This window comes from Paenibacillus sp. JGP012, assembly GCF_014203995.1.
GTDB lineage: Bacteria > Bacillota > Bacilli > Paenibacillales > Paenibacillaceae > Paenibacillus > Paenibacillus silvae.
Genome location: NZ_JACHKG010000003.1, coordinates 14,550 through 31,729, shown reverse-complemented (window position 1 = coordinate 31,729; position 17,180 = coordinate 14,550). Strand labels below are relative to the sequence as shown.

General features: G+C 45.9%; 16 protein-coding genes. 2 read left to right on the top strand and 14 right to left on the bottom strand.

What is annotated here, in order from left to right; translation table 11 throughout:
* Positions 1 to 64: 64 nt before the first annotated feature.
* The 6 genes from HNR77_RS04970 to HNR77_RS04945 form a co-directional block, all read right to left on the bottom strand.
* The gene (locus HNR77_RS04970; protein ID WP_184181381.1) at positions 65 to 1,519 is read right to left on the bottom strand and encodes an alpha/beta hydrolase family protein; all 1,455 of its coding nucleotides are present in this window, start codon (positions 1,517 to 1,519) and stop codon (positions 65 to 67) included.
* A 238-nt stretch (positions 1,520 to 1,757) separates the two neighbouring features.
* Positions 1,758 to 3,128: a sensor histidine kinase gene (locus HNR77_RS04965; RefSeq protein WP_184181379.1), complete on the bottom strand. Its 1,371-nt coding sequence runs from the start codon at positions 3,126 to 3,128 to the stop codon at positions 1,758 to 1,760.
* Positions 3,121 to 3,798: a response regulator transcription factor gene (locus HNR77_RS04960; RefSeq protein WP_184181377.1), complete on the bottom strand. Its 678-nt coding sequence runs from the start codon at positions 3,796 to 3,798 to the stop codon at positions 3,121 to 3,123. The genes HNR77_RS04965 and HNR77_RS04960 overlap by 8 nt, the downstream gene beginning before the upstream one ends.
* 35 nt (positions 3,799 to 3,833) lie before the next feature.
* Complete coding sequence (locus HNR77_RS04955) at positions 3,834 to 4,376, bottom strand: GNAT family N-acetyltransferase (protein WP_184181375.1); 543 nt, start codon at positions 4,374 to 4,376, stop codon at positions 3,834 to 3,836.
* Between the two features lie 32 nt (positions 4,377 to 4,408).
* Entirely contained in the window at positions 4,409 to 4,699 is a 291-nt protein-coding gene (locus HNR77_RS04950) for a hypothetical protein (protein ID WP_184181373.1), read from the bottom strand.
* Between the two features lie 32 nt (positions 4,700 to 4,731).
* On the bottom strand, positions 4,732 to 5,859 hold the full coding sequence (locus HNR77_RS04945) for an NAD(P)/FAD-dependent oxidoreductase (protein ID WP_184181371.1): 1,128 nt from the start codon (positions 5,857 to 5,859) through the stop codon (positions 4,732 to 4,734).
* Between the two features lie 261 nt (positions 5,860 to 6,120).
* Between HNR77_RS04945 and HNR77_RS04940 the strand changes: the two genes are divergently transcribed.
* The gene (locus HNR77_RS04940) at positions 6,121 to 6,936 is read left to right on the top strand and encodes an AraC family transcriptional regulator (RefSeq protein WP_221443705.1); all 816 of its coding nucleotides are present in this window, start codon (positions 6,121 to 6,123) and stop codon (positions 6,934 to 6,936) included.
* 25 nt (positions 6,937 to 6,961) lie between these two features.
* On the opposite strand, the gene HNR77_RS04935 is transcribed toward HNR77_RS04940, so the two are convergent.
* The 6 genes from HNR77_RS04935 to HNR77_RS04910 form a co-directional block, all read right to left on the bottom strand.
* Positions 6,962 to 7,555 (bottom strand): DUF1349 domain-containing protein, encoded by a 594-nt coding sequence (locus HNR77_RS04935; RefSeq protein ID WP_184181367.1) that lies wholly within the window; start codon positions 7,553 to 7,555, stop codon positions 6,962 to 6,964.
* Between the two features lie 81 nt (positions 7,556 to 7,636).
* A complete protein-coding gene (locus tag HNR77_RS04930) occupies positions 7,637 to 8,881 on the bottom strand; it encodes an MFS transporter (protein WP_184181365.1) in 1,245 nt (414 codons plus the stop codon).
* 131 nt (positions 8,882 to 9,012) lie between these two features.
* Entirely contained in the window at positions 9,013 to 10,044 is a 1,032-nt protein-coding gene (locus HNR77_RS04925) for a zinc-dependent alcohol dehydrogenase (RefSeq protein WP_184181363.1), read from the bottom strand.
* A gap of 44 nt (positions 10,045 to 10,088) precedes the next feature.
* Positions 10,089 to 11,375 carry an aminotransferase class III-fold pyridoxal phosphate-dependent enzyme gene (locus HNR77_RS04920; protein ID WP_184181361.1) on the bottom strand — a complete coding sequence of 429 codons (1,287 nt, stop codon included), beginning with the start codon at positions 11,373 to 11,375 and terminating at the stop codon, positions 10,089 to 10,091.
* 48 nt (positions 11,376 to 11,423) lie between these two features.
* Positions 11,424 to 12,578 (bottom strand): glycosyltransferase family 2 protein, encoded by a 1,155-nt coding sequence (locus tag HNR77_RS04915; RefSeq protein WP_184181359.1) that lies wholly within the window; start codon positions 12,576 to 12,578, stop codon positions 11,424 to 11,426.
* A gap of 301 nt (positions 12,579 to 12,879) precedes the next feature.
* On the bottom strand, positions 12,880 to 13,788 hold the full coding sequence (locus HNR77_RS04910; RefSeq protein WP_184181357.1) for a LysR family transcriptional regulator: 909 nt from the start codon (positions 13,786 to 13,788) through the stop codon (positions 12,880 to 12,882).
* A 124-nt stretch (positions 13,789 to 13,912) separates the two neighbouring features.
* Here HNR77_RS04910 and dapA point away from each other — a divergent pair, with 124 nt between their 5' ends.
* The gene (gene dapA, locus HNR77_RS04905; RefSeq protein WP_184181356.1) at positions 13,913 to 14,782 is read left to right on the top strand and encodes a 4-hydroxy-tetrahydrodipicolinate synthase; all 870 of its coding nucleotides are present in this window, start codon (positions 13,913 to 13,915) and stop codon (positions 14,780 to 14,782) included.
* Between the two features lie 83 nt (positions 14,783 to 14,865).
* Here the strand turns inward: dapA and HNR77_RS04900 are convergent, their stop codons facing one another.
* Both HNR77_RS04900 and abc-f read right to left on the bottom strand, forming a co-directional pair.
* Positions 14,866 to 15,432 carry a TetR/AcrR family transcriptional regulator gene (locus HNR77_RS04900; protein WP_184181353.1) on the bottom strand — a complete coding sequence of 189 codons (567 nt, stop codon included), beginning with the start codon at positions 15,430 to 15,432 and terminating at the stop codon, positions 14,866 to 14,868.
* A gap of 165 nt (positions 15,433 to 15,597) precedes the next feature.
* The gene (gene abc-f / locus HNR77_RS04895) at positions 15,598 to 17,076 is read right to left on the bottom strand and encodes a ribosomal protection-like ABC-F family protein (protein WP_184181351.1); all 1,479 of its coding nucleotides are present in this window, start codon (positions 17,074 to 17,076) and stop codon (positions 15,598 to 15,600) included.
* Positions 17,077 to 17,180: the final 104 nt, after the last annotated feature.

Sequence of the window (17,180 nt, the reverse complement as noted above, 5' to 3'; positions counted from 1 at the left end):
GTATGTTCATTCACATCTCCTCCTGACTGTGTACGTAACTTGTTCAATCCTGCCTCGGACATAGTTAGAGCTCGCTGGATTCCACGAATTTCACTTCCGGATACTTGCCGTTTGGTCCCTGAATCAGATCTCCACCCGTTCCTTTCAGCTGCTTGTTAAAGAAATCGAGTATATATTGATTTACGATGTTTGATCCTCTTTTACCATTGATGTCTCCTGTGATCCCGGACAGTTTAATCAGCTCCGAATAGAATTGAAGATCCGTGAAATTGAAGTGCTGGGTTCCTTCTACATAAATCACATTTCCCCCATGTTCGATAACATTTTTCATAATGTGCAGCTCATCTGAAAGAAATTTATTTACTTCGTCATCTGAATTTCTATCATTTTCAAAATTGACTAACCAGTCTTTAAAACTTCCCGATCTGATGAACATAAACGGCTTGTTTATATCATCTCTATTTTCTACTTCATTCAGTGACCCATCCATATTAACCCCGGCCTTGATTCGATGATCTAAATACGTTGCATTAAACGCCGTTGCACCCCCAAAAGAATGGCCCATCGCGCCTATGTTATTTAAATCCATTTTCCCTTTGAATTGACTTTCAATTGCACCTGAATTCAGCTTTTCGATTTGATTGATTACAAACTCCACGTCTTTTGTCCATATATCCCCAATTTCTCTGCGGTCATCAATGGTTGTCATCTTAGTTGTATAGCCCGTTACACGGCCATCAGGAAAAAGGGTAGCAAAGGTGCTGTACGTATGATCGATTGTCACTACGATAAACCCATGACTGGCCAAATTCTCCGCCTGTGATGCTTGTAGAACTCTACTGGTTCCCATACCATGAGATAGCAATACCACGGGATAAGGACTTGTAGAAGGTAATATTTCTACATTTTCATAAGAGTTGGTTTGACTATACTTCCAGTAATCGAGCACAAATTCGGGCAGTTTTAAAGAAGCAGAGAAGCTCTGAATATACGTTTTGAACATTTCTTTATTACTTGGAAACAGTGTGTCACGCTTGTTGTTATTCATGTTCTCAGTAGGATACCAGACTTGGACCATTAACTCCCTCTTGTCGCTTTGATCTTCAGTTAAGACTTCATCTCTGTTCTGATCCGTAAAATGAAAGGTTTGAGTACCCACTTTCTCTGGACCATCCGGCTTCGGCAAATTAAAGACAGGTAAGTATACAGACAAGAGGGTAGAAGCAACAAGCAGAATGACGATCAGGGAAGATAAACTATACTTCAACACCTTTCCTATTTTTAGATTCACCATTTTTTCGGAATGCCTAAGTAAAACGATGATTATGAATAGAGCCGTCATGATATATACCAAGAGCAACTGCCATCTGTATCCCTCAACCAATAAATGAGCTACGAGTATGACGCTGCTTCCTATCCCCAAACCCAAGCCTGTTTTCTTTGCACTTCTTTTAATGAAGAGTACATCTGTCAGTAGAGCCAGGCAGGATAAAACTAAAAGTATTTCAAAAAATCTCATTTGTATTCCTCTCTTTCTTTAAAAACCCCTGATTCCTCTGAAACCATTGAACCCACGAGTTCTTCTTCATACATCTCTCTGCCTAGTACATCTTAATCTGTGAAAATGTACTCTCCGTGACGTCTATATGAACAGAAGATGAACAAAGCAAAAAGGCTGCACTACATACAAGCGAACTTGTACGTGAGTGCAGCCTGGGTGAGTGTAATTACGGGCAACGCAGAAACATGCCCCGAGACTACGCTTCCGTTGGTGGGCTGATCGGCAAGGTAATCATAAATGTCGTTCCTTGATCGAGTTTACTTTCTACCCGGACATCCCCTTGATGTAACGAAACAATCTGTTTCACGATAGCCAGTCCCATACCGCTGCCGTCATATTTCCGGCTGTGGGAACGATCCGCCTTGAAGAATCGCTCGAAGATACGCTTTTGATCCTCCAGAGGAATGCCTATACCCTGATCTGATATGTGCACCGTTACATGACGGAGATCCCGTTCCATCCTGACATGAATTGTACCATGGTCTTCCGAGAATTTGATCGCATTGCCGAGAATATTTGTCCAAACCTGATTCAACTGATCATGATCTGCAAGAACTTGAACCTTCTGCAAATCCAGCTCAAAATGAATATCTCGGGCTGACCACTGAGGCTGTAATGCAACGATAACCCGCCTGATCTGCTCATCCAGATCACGTGTGACAAGCTGCAGCTGGTGTGATTGCGATTCTAACAAACTGAGCTTGAGCAAGCTATCACTCATTTTAGACAACCGTTGGGCCTCCGAAATAATAATGTCCAGATACCGTCCTCGATCCTGATCCGGTAAATCTACATTTTTCAGGGCTTGAGCATATCCTGATATGGAGGTGAGCGGAGATTGTACCTCGTGTGAAACGTTCGCTACGAACTCTCTTCTCATCTGCTCCAGCTGCTGCAAATCCTGCACCATCTCTTCAAAGCTGCGCGCGAGTGTGCCCAGTTCAGTTGTTTGCTTGATATTCAGCTTCACATTAAAGTCGCCTGCCGCAATACGTTTCGTTGCCCGGGTCAACGTTTTGATCGGCCTTACCAGAAATACAGAAGCAATCAGGATGATGAGACTTCCGGCAGCTAAGGATGAGAGGGCAAAGATTGTCCCCCATTGGATCACAGTAGTAGCAGCGGGAGGCGACAGGGTTTCCAGAAACATGGCCCGGGTCCCGCTCGCAGTCTGGATCGGCAATCCCAGCAGCACCGTACCTAGACCATTTGGTGTCACCTCCAAAACCTTTCCTTCCATCACCTTCTGTATCTGCTCCCCCGTCACTGAAATCGGTTGGTGATCTCGATGCTTCCCAAACGTGAGGAGCTGACCGGAAGGCTCAAACATGCGAATATAGTACAAATCAAGCTGCTTCATCTTGTTGATGAATGCATCCGCCTCCGATAGCGGCAGGGTTTGGTATATCTGTATTACATCCTGACCAAAGTTACGTATGTTAATATGGGCATTATCGTTAAGTCGATCTTCAAAAATCCAGGTTGACAAGAAAAAAGCAATCACAGTCCCTGCTATCACGGAAACCAGAAAAGTCACAACAACCCGAATATACAAAGACTTAATCATGAGTAGCCTCTAAGCGATACCCCAGACCACGAACCGTTTCAATCTGAAAATCAGAGATCGTTGCAAAACGTTCGCGCAACCGTTTGATATGTACATCCACTGTTCGATCATCGCCGGCATAGTCCAATCCCCAGATTTGATCTATTAATTGCTCCCGCGTGTAGACTTGTCCCGGTGTGCCTGCCAGTTTGTACAACAGTTCAAATTCCTTGAGCGGCAGGGTTAAGGACTCTTCACCAACGATGACCTTATAGCTCTGTCGGTCCAGCGTAACGTTACCAAACTGAATCAGGTGGGTGGAGCCAATTTTGTAACGCTTCAGCAGCGCCTTGACACGTGCCGTTAGCTCCAAAGGGTCAAACGGTTTCGTCAAATAATCGTCTGTTCCCAGCTCGAAACCTTTAACCTTCTCCCATGTCTCACCTCGTGCTGTTAACATAAGCAAGGGAAGGTCAGCGTTCAGTCGTCTCAATTCCTTACACAGCGCCCATCCGTCCATCACAGGCATCATAATATCCAGCACGACCAGATCAACGGAGCGTTCTTTGTATAGAGCGAGCGCCTGTTTGCCGTCTACCGCCTCAACTGTCTCGAATCCATCATTTCGCAAAAACAAACAGACAAGCTCACGAATATTCGCATCATCGTCTGCAACTAATATGGTAGCCATATGCTTTTTTCTCCTTTGACTCGTGTTGTACGTATTTATTCTGCATCCACCAGCGATACCGTTAGCATCGTATGTTTTTTCATGACGCCTTGAATGGGCACATCATGTGAGCCTGTTTCCTGGAAGCCTGCTTTCTGAAGAACCCGGATAGAACCTGCATTATCAGGCACAGCACCGGCCACGATCTGTTGAATATCCGTTTCTTCTTTGGCGAACTGTATTAGACGCTTCAACGCTTCACTCATATACCCTTGACCATTGTGCAGCCGATCTGTTGAATATCCAACCATCCAGGCTGCTGCTCCATTCAGTTCAATGAGAAACAATGAGATTTCACCCACCAGTTCATCCGTATGATTTAGAAAAATACCGAAAGAATACCGTTTTCCAGCTTTTCTTCTCTCAAGCCAGTCCTGAATCAGCTCGGTCTGTGCCTCTAAACTATAAAATGCTTCATCTCGTTCACTGGCTGTAATCCTTTCGATCTGTTCTCGATTGTGAAGCTGAAAATGTTGGAGCATTACAGCATCTTCTGCCGTCCAAGCTCTTAAATAGATTCGTTCAGACTCATATTTCATCCTTAATCCTCCTGCCTCCAGCCTAAAACAGCTTAATCTCCAAGCTCCTCCAGAGCCATTTCCAATTCGTTAAGCTGTGCTGTCAATGTATTAACCAGCGTGTGCGCGGCTTCGAGTTTTACTTGAACAGCCTGTCTTTCCGCGGTCTCTAGCGATAGTTCACCTTTTTGCAGCTTAGATGCATACTCGGCCCATTGTTGTTGATATTGTTTCAGGCTTTCGTCAGCAGCAGCCTGCTTTTCTTTTACTTGTTTAATCTGATGCTCCAAATGCATGATTTCAGACAGACTTGCTGCGCCAGATAAGCGCTGTGAATACGTCATTGGTGTGATCCCCCCTGTATCGCATCATGCTTTCATTCAATTTCCATCGCTTTGCTCACATCATACGCTTCTATATTGATATCGGGCTCCATTCCCATAGCTAATCTTGCCAGCTGACTGCCGATATATGGACCCATCGTCAAACCGGACGCTCCCAGCCCATTGGCTGTAATCAGACCAGGCCGCCCCGGAACATGCCCCAGCACAGGCAGGAAACCTGGTGTAAATGGACGAAAACCGACACGAACCTCATCGAGCGTACTATTTGCCAGTTCCGGTGCAAGCTCAAGTGCTTTGTTCAGTACCTCTTGCATACCGCCCGCTGTAATTCGTGTATCATATCCTTCAACGTTGTTTTCGTGCGTTGCGCCAATGACCATTTTTTGTGCCTCAAACGCCAGCAAATACTGGTCTGAAGGAGGCATGATGACAGGCCAGCTGCCTGTATCTGCTTCATGAGCAGTTCGCAAATGCATAATCTGGGCCTTCTGGTAGTGTACTTTAAAATGAATGCCTAACGGCTTCATCAGCTCATTGCCCCATGCACCGGTGCAGACAACAACCGAATCTGCTAAATGATTTTCCGTGTTCACTTTGGCCCCTATTACTCGTTCTGCTTCAGAGACAAGGCAGGCATCTCCTTGGATCAAACGCGCTCCATGCCTTTGTGCTGAGCGAATCAACGCATCACGCAGTGCTCTCCCATCAACCCGGGCTCCTCCGCTAATGTACACTGAATGATAACCTTCCCCTAGCAAGGGGAAGCGTGCACGGGTTTCTGTTTCATCCAGACAAGTGATCGTACCGATCTCCGGTGCATCCTGCCTGCGAAGCATGGCCCGCTCAGCCATCTTCTGAATCTTGTCGATATCGGTATGAATGCTGAGAGCGCCTGTCTGTGCATATCCCGTATCCGTCTCACCTTCGCGCTCCAGTCCGGCAATAAGCTCAGGGTAATAACGCGCACCAGCCTTGGCAAGCTGATACCAATCCTGATTTCGCCGCTGGGACAACCATGGGCAGATGATGCCGGCTGCCGCGTCCGTCGCCTGCCCTGCGTCTTTCCGATCTATAAGCAGAACCTCCACGCCTGATTTTGCCAGATGATAAGCTGTGGAGGCTCCTAATATTCCCGCTCCAATCACGATGACTTTCTTCATTACAAGCATTCCCTTCTCGATTGTACAAGCAATTCCTTTTCTTGATTAACTCATTCCTTATAGCGTATCTGTTTCACATTCTGTTGGCAAGACAAACACCGCTAAGCGCAGTTTCAGTTCACAGCAAACCAAGCGTTTTATATATTTAAAATAATTACATTTATGTAATATAATTTCTCTTAGTTCATTACAGGCTTCTATTCTTGCTCTATTCACGCTCTGCGCATAAGACCTTTTAACAAAGAGAGGAATAATTCAACAATGTCGCAACCTAACATGGGGAATCCGCTGGAATCCGATATGCCCCTAATCATTACAGGGCAAAATCGGTTGACCGTTAATGAATTAATAGATTGGAGCCGCCATTCACGGGATTACACCATTGTACAGTGCATCGGAGGAACAGGGCGCATCGCAGCAAAGAACCGGGAGTTCTCCATTCGAAAAGGAACCACCCTTATCATGTTCCCGGAAGTCACGTATCATTATAACAATCCAAGCAGTAAGCTACGATTTGATTGCCTTTCCTTTAATGGCTACATTGTGCCACGATTTCTGCATTCCTTGCAGATCGGTGAGCTGCGTGCTTTCAAACTGGACGGAATGCTCGGCATTCTGCTGCGTGAAATCACCATTGCGCTGAAGTCGAGACATAGGGACCAGATCTGGCACGGCTCTGCACTTCTCTATATGCTTCTGGTCAGGCTGACGATTGACGGTGAACGATACAGCGAGTATGAACGAAATGAGGCCCGCTTACGACTGGCAGAACTTGTTGCTTTCATCAAACAGAACTATCAGCAAGACCTGTCCCTATCCATACTGGCTGAGCAGATGAAGGTGACTGAGCAGCATTTGAACCGGATATTCAAGAAGGAATTTCATATGACACCTCTTGAATATCTGGTTCGCTATCGCTTGCTAAAAGCCAAGGAAATGCTCGTGCAGCAGAAGGATATCACAGCACATGATATCGCGAGGGCTGTCGGTTTTAACAGTGCAAGTTATTTCGGTTCGGTATTTAAAAAATATGAAGGAGTTTCCCCCATTGAACTGCGCAAGCAATTTCAAGGATAGAAAATCTCAGTAAGAAGAGACAAACTCAGAAACGTGCAGTCAAATCCGGCTGGGTCATGCTTACCGATAAAAAGTGGCATGTGCAGCCTGTTCCCGTTGGTGACTGCGCAACAACTCCTGCCCGAATCTCTCCTTCCATCGTCATGCCGAAATATCGAATCAGCTTCCATTCTTCCCCGTCCGGGGAGTAGAAAAAGGACATGCAGCCCTCTACTTTTCTTATACGCAAATACGGATTAGCTACAGGAACTTCCATCGAATTGCAATCATCTGATGACCCATCTCGTGTAACAACGGAAACGATCGTTGCTGCTTTGCCGTCATATTCAAAACACAGTTTGCACCAGTTTCGTTCATCGACCATTACCATCAGGCAGCCGGAATCATATTGATGTTTCATATCCACTGTCAGCTGCGCGGTCATCTCAAAATCACCCGATACAGGCATCGACAGAAACGGCGCAGTCGCTCTTATATGCTTGCCCGCCGGGTCCTGAAAGAAATCGGAGTCTGCTTGTGCTTCTACGATCAGTCCACCCTGATCTGTATAGGACCAGTTGCACGGCTCATTGATCCAGATCAGCTGCTCTCTTGTTTCGGTTGCCATTATATTCAACATTCATACCTCCCAAAAATATGTGTAATTTGCTGTATTTTTCCCGTATTATACATTCGGTTTTTATACAGAAAAGCCCTTCTTCTACATATTTTTATAAGGTTTGACCACTTGAGAATGCTGCTGCGGGTCAGGTAAAAACAGCATAATGATCATCAATACGATGTACAAGCCCAGAATAACACTGAACAGCCAGAATGGATTGTAATGGTACAGCAGCCCCGTCAAATACCCGGAAGGAATCGCGGTTAACGTCATGACCGTCTGTACAGCCGAAAACATGTCGGCCTTCTCATGCGTGCCCAGTCGGTTCATCAGCAGCGAATCGCGATACGTTTGCAAAATAAAGTTTCCTGCTGCAAGCACAATGAGTGTGAGAAACAGCATCGCTATATTACCGGAGGGTATCAGCAGAAATAACACGGCACCCGCAGAGCTGAGCACAATGGAAAAGCTGACATACTTCTCTTCTGAACGCCGCTTCAGACGTGGAATAATAACCAGATACAATAACATCACGGTGATTGCTGTTACTACGGGAATGAAGGAAATGACACGATCATCAAAGCGCAGCTGCTCCTTGAAATAAATCACCTGAAAAAAATTCAACTGCAGAACGAGATTGGACAGCACTGTAATTAAAATGATAGGCAGCAATCTGCGCTTGTAAAAAGAACGCCCGAACAGACGCAAACTGGCAACAAGGCTTTGAAATACACGAGTGTTGTTATGCATTCCCATCAGTTCCTTACCAACTTGGGTTTCTTCCGTGCAGCGGTTACGTATGAGAAACATGGCCGTCATTAACAGGCCACCTGCAAAATAAATGCTCGCCAGCGTCGGTACAATGCCAAAGTCCGCAATAACAACACCAGCAATCGGCGTTAACACCCCTGCACCCGTAATCATCATATTCAATATGGCGAACACCTTGGATCGTTTATGCTCCTCCACGTCCTCGATGATCAGACAATTGAAAGACACGGTGACAAATTTCGAGGTTGCATTTAGCAGATAAGCGATGAGGAACAGCCAGAAATTTTGTGAAAATGCCCAGATGAACATGGGTACACTCCAGGCGAGCAGATCAAAGATCAGTGTCGTTCGTTTACGCCCCAGTTTATTGGTCACAGCCCCTGCGAACAGCTGAAAAATGAAGGCAAAATAAAGATTCACCGAATTGATGATGCCAATCTCAATGTCGGACAAACCGGCCTCTTTCATATACAAAGGGGCGTAGAACAGGACAATCGTTCCCGGAATAGCCCACACTGGCTCAAGTAAAATGGAATACCGCGGATTTCTCGGCAAATCCTGAAGCAGCTTCACTCCATATCCCTTCTTTCTCTCTGCGAATCTCCCCGCCGTGACCAGTAGTTCGACATGTTGATCACCAACCCCTGAGCAAAAATGTCATATACTCACTGTTCACAGCGGAGAACCCGCAAATATTTACATGCTTACAGAATGAGAGCTGTTTTCACCGAGTTCATCGGCAGCTTCTCACCACTGCGCAGGTCATACCCCATCGTTCCATTAAATGCCTGCTCATAATCAGTCAAATACTCTTTAGCGGTTACCATTTGCTCCAGTTCTGGAATGCTCTGTGCAAACTTCAAGGCTGTACTGATCATGGAGTGCACAGCTACCGCACCAATGATGCTAAGTCCGTCGTTAATCACCTGAGTTGATTTGAATGTCACTTCATAGCTGTCGTCATACCCCATCGGAATAATACGTCCACCTTTAGCGATAAGCTCCAATCCGACATGAAGCTGGTTGCCGACAGCATCCACGATGATGTCGAATTTTTTATTGTTATTGATCTCGTATACTTTCTCAACGGTAAGTTCCTCCGGGTAATAAGCATAATCTGCAATGCCTTCAGCAAATTGTTTGCGATAAGAATCGATTTCCGTACCAACGGTGAGTCTTGCCAATCTTTTGCTCACCAGCTGACACAGCGAGCCAATCGCCCCTGAACCAAGCACGAGCACAGAATCACTGGGCTTCACGCCTGCTTTCATGAACGTTTGCAGTACGCAGCCGAGAGGTTCAATCATCATTGCCGTTTCCCAGCTCATGGAATCGGGGATCGGATAGATATATTTTTCATCTCCAACAAAGTATTCTGCAAACGTTCCGTGTGTGGTCATGCCCACCTGATAATCGTCGAAATTCTCGCAATAGATGAATAAACCTTCCCTGCAATAGGAGCAGTGACCGCAGGATTGCGTGGGATCAACGAGAACCCGGTCCCCGACGCGAATGCCATGTACATCTTCTCCAACCTCGACAACAGTCCCCACGCCTTCATGACCGACGACCGTGCCTTTACTCGCAGCCACTTTGCCTTTGACAATATTCAGATCCGTGCCACAGATGCCTGATCCGTAGATTTTCACTTTGACCTGATTGGGTTTCTGAATATTAGGCTCCTCAATGTCTTGCAATTCCACCTGTTTCAAATCCTGATATACAAGTGCTTTCATAGGTTACCCTCCTGATTATATAAATGAATTAACGTGCTCCTCCGTCATACATTGGTAGGTTTCAGATGCTCCTGCTTCTGCTTTTCTTTCCAGTCTGACAAAATTTGAAGCAATGCTTCCTCCACCCAAATCAATTCCTCCCGTGTATGCGTATCAGAGAAAATAAAATAACCTTTCGTAAAAATGCCGTAATAGGCCATTTTCTTCACCATGAATTCACGGAACGGGTCAGTTTGAAAGTTTTGCTCGTCTATTGACTGAATATAGAAGCTCGCATAGGTTCCCTTCAGAGCTAACTCATCAGTAAGCCCCAGCAGTATCAGCTCAGACTCCAATCGCTTCATGATTCGGGTAGCCGGTTCGCGCCAGGTAGGCCACACTTTGGTGTTTTTCATCAGCCTTTCGCAGGCAATGGCCGCTGCAAGAGCTATCGTTTCACTGGAATGCGCGTTGCTGAATCGAACCTGGCCTGCAAGGGACATCATGTGCTCAGGTCCCAACACAGCTGCAAGCGGAAGTCCATTGGCCATGCCTTTGGATATGCAGAGCAAGTCCGGCCAGATATCATATTCGCCGGCAGTCGCCTGCTTGCCCATCCGTATACCCGAAGTAACCTCGTCAAAAATAATAATGATGTCCTTGGAGGAACATAACGTCACCACGTCAGCCAGCTCTTCCTTCCTCCACTCATTCGGACACAAAACGATACAGGCCACATCCTCTTGAGATGAAATTTGTTCCTTGATTTGCTCATAAGCAGGCTTCTTGATCCAGATCGTGGAGCGCTCAATATCCTTCGGAATACCGCGTTCCTTCGTCTGGCTGCCGTAATAACCGTACGCTGACCAGTCATGCCATCCATGATAAGCTGTTGCAATCACCTTGCTTTTGCCACTCGCTGCACGTGCGATACGAACCGCCCCACTTACTGCATCTGCTCCGCTTTTGGTGAAACGCAGCGATGCATAACGCCCCTCAAACCGCTCCAGAATCAGCTCGGCACATTCCAGCTCAATATCTGCAGGAATGGAGAAGCTTGTCCCCTTCTTGAGCTGGTGAATAACGGTCAGCTGGATTTCACGTCTTGCATGACCCCAAGGGGCTGTTCCCATAGCCATCTCACAATCCAGCCATTCATTACCGTCAATATCTGTAAAGCGGGAATGGTAGGCCTCTGCACAGCAGACGGGTGTATGGCCTGGAAATAAACGTTCCGGGGCTTTGGCTAGTGTACTGCAGCCGCTAGGAATTACCTTCTCGACCTGTTCCAGCCACTCCAGATTCCGGGTAAATCTTGTGGCACGATCCACCGTGCTCAATTTATTATTCACTGTGAAGCACCTCCTATATCGCCATGCTTGGTTAACTGAGATATTGGCTTATCGCACTTTGGTCCCTGGCCAGCAGCCATCGTAGATCCGATCCATCGTGATCACGTTGCCATACAGATCAATGATTAGATCCTTGGCTCGATGCGCATGTCTCATCTCGATCCAGTAACGGTTCTCCAGCAAACGGGCGAAATTGTCCACCAGGAACAGCAGCCGGTTTTCGCTGTGAATCAATTCCTTGCCTAACACTTGCGGCAGCCAAATGGCTCCGTTCGAGTTGAATCGGTTGGAGTAGTCCCGTATCTCGGCAATGGGTGCAATCTGTGCCTCTCCAAGCTGGGTCCAGAAGGTATCTGCATCACTGCGCACCTCTGCAAGGTCTATGCCAACCATGGGAAGATGCGCATAATCGCGCTGTTTATCGAGCTGCACCTTCAGATGGCTGAACATAAAGGGCCATACATCAGCCTCAATGTGGCTTCCCCACTTTTTCCAGAATCGTGCCAGATTGTTTTTGCGGTTAAAATTGCGATGAATGCCGCTGCTGCGTTCCCAGTGATATGCCTGAATTTTAGGATTGATGACGGTATCATACCCTGCTTCTCTTGCCCGCATCTGATAATCAAAATCTTCGTATCCGTTAAAAAACTTCTCATCGAGATTGCCAATCGTCTCATACACTTCTCGTTTCATGCCAAACATCGCAAACACAACGAGCTGCACAGAGAAGGTCTCTTTTGGGATATCTTCAGGAGATGCATTAAGAAACAAGTGTCGTCCGATCGTATCCGCAAATGCAATTCCACAATGCTGCACGCCCCCGGTCTGTGGATATAACAGAACCCCTCCGATCATGCCGATGGTCACATCCGTGTCCAACGTTTCTTTCATCATCGATTGCCAATCGGGCTGCAGAATGGTGTCGGAATCCAGGAAAAAAATGTACTCTCCCTCAGCAAGACTCAACGCGCTGTTAATAGATACAGCACAGCCAAGTGGAAAATCATGTTGAAGAATCTCAATCGTTACTCCTTCTCTGACATCCTGTTTGAGCTTGTCCAGATGCTGAAAGACAGCCGAACCGGAACCGTCATTGATGAAGATAATCTGAGTTGACGGACATACAGTCCGAAGCAGTGAATCGGTGAACAGGTTCAAAATGTTATAGTCCTGATTAACGGGTACAATAATCGTATAAAGCATGTGATCCCTCCAGATTGAGTTGATGTCAGTACAACAAAATAACAATGGAACCTGAATAAGTGCTACGATATAGTGATATGCCCTCTATCGACCTCCTTCGCTTTTTTTGTATTATTTTGGATTAATTATGAATACAATAGAAATTTATATCTTTTTTTAGCAAAATTAAATCTCAAATTCTGAACACTGTTAATATCTGAATCTTGGTTAATGCAAAAAAAGCACCTCTGATGCCTTCTCCCGCATACACGAACGGAAGATACATCAAAAAGTGCTCTATGAAATAACGTATGTTAGCTTCTTAATTCCCCGCTCTCGCGGTCAACCATTCCGATTCTTTCGCTCCCAGGTTCGTAATGAATTGATGCAAAGCATGAGAGATCCATTTACGCGTATGAATGACGAGCTGAATCTCCAGTGTAAACTCGGTATGCTCCAAAGGCAGAACGGTTAATTCCCGTCTGCGAATTTCGTCCCGTGCAATCATCTGCGGCAGCAGAGAAATGCCGGAACCCGCCATAATACTGCGTTTGATCGCCTCAGGACTTCCCAGCTCAAGCCCCACTTTGTATGCAATTCCATTCGTTCTCAGCACCTTCTCCAGCAGCTGTCTGTAATTGCATGAATCCTCGGGCATGATCCACTCCTCATCAGCCAGATCACTCAATACCACCTTGGACTTAGCCGCAAGCGGATGGTCCGAGTTAACGATAAGCACCAGTGGTTCCTCCCGAATGGTGATCCATTGCAAACCCGTCTCCGGTGAAGCATTAGCCAGAATCAGACCTACGTCCGCCTCTCCTTCTCTTACTTTTTGCAAAATGAGGTCTTCACGATCCGTCTGCAGCCGAATTCCCAGCTCGGGATATTGTTTGCGTGTCGTCTGGATCGGCACCGGCAGAAAATAAGAAGCAAGTGAATCCATCGTTGCAATGGTTAGTGATCCACCGCCTTGCTTGGTCAGCTTTTCCTGTGAATGTTCATATATTTCAAGCAGTTGCCCGGACAGCTTGAATAACTCTTCTCCAGCGGAGGTCAGCCGGATTTTATTGTTATTATAACGTTCAAACAATTTGACCTGATAGATTTTCTCCAGCTTCTGAATCTGGGTTGTGACACTTGATTGTGCATACCCCAGCTCTTCTGCTGCTTTGGTAAAGCTTTGGCGCAATGCCACCTCACGAAAGGTTTGAAAATAATTCAAATCCATACGGCTTCCCTCACATCATCAAAATTATTGATAACACCCATCATCTATTATAGCTAACTATGATACCTTTTCCCATGGTAAAGTGTATGAAATGGAATTCCAACATACATTTGGGGGTTATACGATGTTAACCGAACAACAGATTAAAGGTATTTATATCCCTGTCATCACGCCTTTTACCGAGGATCGTGAACTCGATCTTCCTTCATTTCAAAACTACATCAAAGTTATGGCAAACAGCGGCATTCATGGCTTGGTGATCAACGGCACAACCGGAGAATCACCTACCGTTACATGGGACGAGGTAGAGCAGCTGGTGAAGGCCGCGAAGGAAACACTGAGCAGCATCAACTCGTCCGTACCCATAATGGTTGGAACCGGAACGAATGATACCGCTTCAACGGTGGCGAGAACAAAGAAAGCTGCTGCACTCGGCGCTGACGCTGTTCTTGTCGTTACCCCATACTATAACAGACCAACGGAAGAGGGCATTTACGAGCATTTCCGCATGGCAGCCAGCGTGGGCATCCCCGTGATGGTATACGAAATCCCGGCCCGTACAGGGGTTAGAGTTTCCATCGAGATGATGAAAAAAATTATGAACATCGATGGCGTTATTGGCCTTAAAGATAGCACAAATAACCTCGACCTCATGACCGAACTGGTACGTTGCGGCTCAAAGCCCATTTTATGTGGAGATGATACATTCTTCTACGATATGTTAACGAAAGGTGCAACCGGAGGCATGATGGCATCGGCCAGCATCAACCCTGAGCGTTTTCTGGAGGTATATAACCGCTTTGCAGCAGGTGAAAAGGAAGAAGCCTATCAGCTCTATGTTCAGTTGCTTCCGTTCATTAAACATCTCTTCGAGGAGCCTGCGCCAGCCATGCTGAAGCACCTGCTTGCCAAACAGGGCATTATCGCTTCTGCTCAGCTGCGTCTGCCTTTGATGCCCGCATCGGAACAGCTGAAAGCAAAGATTGCACTGTAATTCACATGGTCACGTCGATACCTTCCGGCAACTTCTATAGATTCAGACACAAAATAAGCCACAGCTTCTGCTGTGGCTTTTATTTATTTCACAACAAAACCATGATACAACGTATCGACTACAAGAGCAGGCGCTGCGTTTCTGGCGATATTCCCGCTGATCACTTGCTGCCAAGTCAGAAAGAGCACAGAATAGAGCACTTCAACAATCCACGTTTTATCCATATCCGAACGGAAAAAACCTTTCTCCTGAAGCACGCCGATAGCATGCAGCACCGGCTCTCTAAGCTTCCAATATTGCTTTTCAATATCCGCGTTATAGTTGACGGTTGCATCATGCGCGAGAAAATATATTTTATCACCAAGGGGAATCAATGCTTCAATCAGCTCGGGGATGTATTGGTCAGCCCGATCCTCGTCCAGTTGGACATGCTGCAGCGTTTCGTTAACAACCTCTATCGCTCTCATCGCGAGATGAATCATGAGCTGCTCACGGCTCTCGACATATCTATGTAATGTTGCAATACCGATGTTCGCAGCTTCAGCTATGTCGTTCATGGACGCATTCGGCTTTACAATCAGCAGCTTGGTTGCTTCATCCAATATGGTAAACATCCGGTTTTGCTTGAATGATAACTTCTCTTTTTTCATCGCGAACGGCACCTCTGTTCAAGTGTTTTACATATCATTTAACATAACATAATTTTCTACAAAACCAATCACGAACTGCAAGTTGTCGCTTCCATATTTGATTTAAAAGGAAAAAGCCGCCCGCAGGCGGCTTCTTAGCATTGAAGATTCCCATCTCGTGCTTTGTTACAGTTCGATCACTTTGGTCGCTATATTTGCGCAGAACTCACTGTCATGCTCGACAAAAAGCAGTGTTGGTGCGTATTCCAGCAACAATTCCTCGATTTGCATACGTGAAATGACATCGATATAATTCAGCGGTTCATCCCAAATGTACAAATGAGCTTGCTCACTCAAGCTTTTGGCCAAAAGTACTTTCTTTTTTTGTCCAGCACTGAAGGTCGAGATATCTTTCTCCAATTGCAGTCTCGATAAGTCCAGCTTACTCAAAATTGCTCTGAACAAACTCTCATCGATCCCCTGGCTGGCAGCATAGTCGGACAACTGGCCGCCGAGATGAGATGTATCCTGTGACACATACGATATTTTAAGCTGTTGGTCCTTGCGAGCAGCTCCTGTATGTGGAATATCCTCATCACAGATTAATTTGAGCAGACTTGATTTACCTGACCCATTTGCACCGCAAAGGGCAATTCGATCGCCTTTTTCGACTTTGAAATTCACATCCTTGCATACAACGTTGGAGCCGTAAAAAATCGAGACATGATCGCACTCGACCAGCTCATTTTTGTGGTAAGGCAGCGGGTGAATTTGTAAACGATCGGCGATTTCAATATTTTTAAGCAGCTTGGATTTCTCCTGAATGGCGGACTGCTGCCTCTGCTCGATATTTTTGGAACGCTTCATCATCTTGGCAGCCTTGTGACCGATGTAACCTTTGTCCACCTTGGACCCGGAATTTCGGGTTCCATTTTTGCTTTTCTCAACCTCATCTGACCATTTCCCGGTCCGTTTGGCCGAGTCCGACAGACGCTTGATATCCTTGATCAGCTTTTCATTGCTTGAGAGTTCATACTGATCCTGCCTTCTTTTATTTTCCCACCAAGCCGAGAAATTGCCTTTCTGAATCTCAATGTTTGTCTTGTTAATGGACAGGATGTGGTCTACGCATTGATCCAGAAAGGAGCGATCGTGAGAAACCAGTATAAATCCGCTTTTGCTGCGGAGATACTCACCGACCAGCTTTCTCGCATGCAAATCCAGATGGTTGGTGGGCTCATCGATGAGCAAAAACCGGTTATCCTTCAGAAACAAGGCAGCCAGCATCACTTTGGTTTGTTCTCCATTCGATAGCGAATCGAAAGAGCGGTAAAGCACATCATCAGACAGCTGGAGCAGATTCAGCTCCCTCATCAGTTGCCATTGAACAACATCGGGAACAATCTCGGCCACGATATCCATTGTCATGGCTCCCTTGTCATCCACATGGAACGGAAAATATTCGAATATGACATTGGCGGAAATATGGCCGCTGTATTCATATTTGCCCAGCAGCAAATTCAGAAATGTCGTTTTTCCTCGACCATTCCTGCCGGTAAACCCTAATTTCCAATCCGAGTCAAGCTGAAAACTTACATGTTCAAATATATTATCGTAACTGCCTTCATAAGCAAAGGTCAGGTTGGTAACGCTGATTATAGACATAGAGATCATCCTTTTTATGTGAAATATAAAAGTTAGTCGGGCAGTGTATAACCTGACATGGCTTGCATCACTTTCATATTTGAACATAATCAGGACAACGCAAA

Bases quoted from the DNA above. Each gene is read 5' to 3' on its own strand.
- HNR77_RS04960 (WP_184181377.1), bottom strand. From the start codon at position 3,798: ATGGCTACCATATTAGTTGCAGACGATGATGCGAATATTCGTGAGCTT.
- HNR77_RS04950 (WP_184181373.1), bottom strand. From the start codon at position 4,699: ATGACGTATTCACAGCGCTTATCTGGCGCAGCAAGTCTGTCTGAAATC.
- HNR77_RS04965 (WP_184181379.1), bottom strand. From the start codon at position 3,128: ATGATTAAGTCTTTGTATATTCGGGTTGTTGTGACTTTTCTGGTTTCC.
- HNR77_RS04915 (WP_184181359.1), bottom strand. From the start codon at position 12,578: ATGCTTTATACGATTATTGTACCCGTTAATCAGGACTATAACATTTTG.
- HNR77_RS04935 (WP_184181367.1), bottom strand. From the start codon at position 7,555: ATGTTGAATATAATGGCAACCGAAACAAGAGAGCAGCTGATCTGGATC.
- HNR77_RS04940 (WP_221443705.1), top strand. From the start codon at position 6,121: ATGTCGCAACCTAACATGGGGAATCCGCTGGAATCCGATATGCCCCTA.
- HNR77_RS04900 (WP_184181353.1), bottom strand. From the start codon at position 15,432: ATGAAAAAAGAGAAGTTATCATTCAAGCAAAACCGGATGTTTACCATA.
- abc-f (WP_184181351.1), bottom strand. From the start codon at position 17,076: ATGTCTATAATCAGCGTTACCAACCTGACCTTTGCTTATGAAGGCAGT.
- HNR77_RS04970 (WP_184181381.1), bottom strand. From the start codon at position 1,519: ATGAGATTTTTTGAAATACTTTTAGTTTTATCCTGCCTGGCTCTACTG.
- HNR77_RS04945 (WP_184181371.1), bottom strand. From the start codon at position 5,859: ATGAAGAAAGTCATCGTGATTGGAGCGGGAATATTAGGAGCCTCCACA.
- dapA (WP_184181356.1), top strand. From the start codon at position 13,913: ATGTTAACCGAACAACAGATTAAAGGTATTTATATCCCTGTCATCACG.
- HNR77_RS04925 (WP_184181363.1), bottom strand. From the start codon at position 10,044: ATGAAAGCACTTGTATATCAGGATTTGAAACAGGTGGAATTGCAAGAC.
- HNR77_RS04910 (WP_184181357.1), bottom strand. From the start codon at position 13,788: ATGGATTTGAATTATTTTCAAACCTTTCGTGAGGTGGCATTGCGCCAA.
- HNR77_RS04955 (WP_184181375.1), bottom strand. From the start codon at position 4,376: ATGAAATATGAGTCTGAACGAATCTATTTAAGAGCTTGGACGGCAGAA.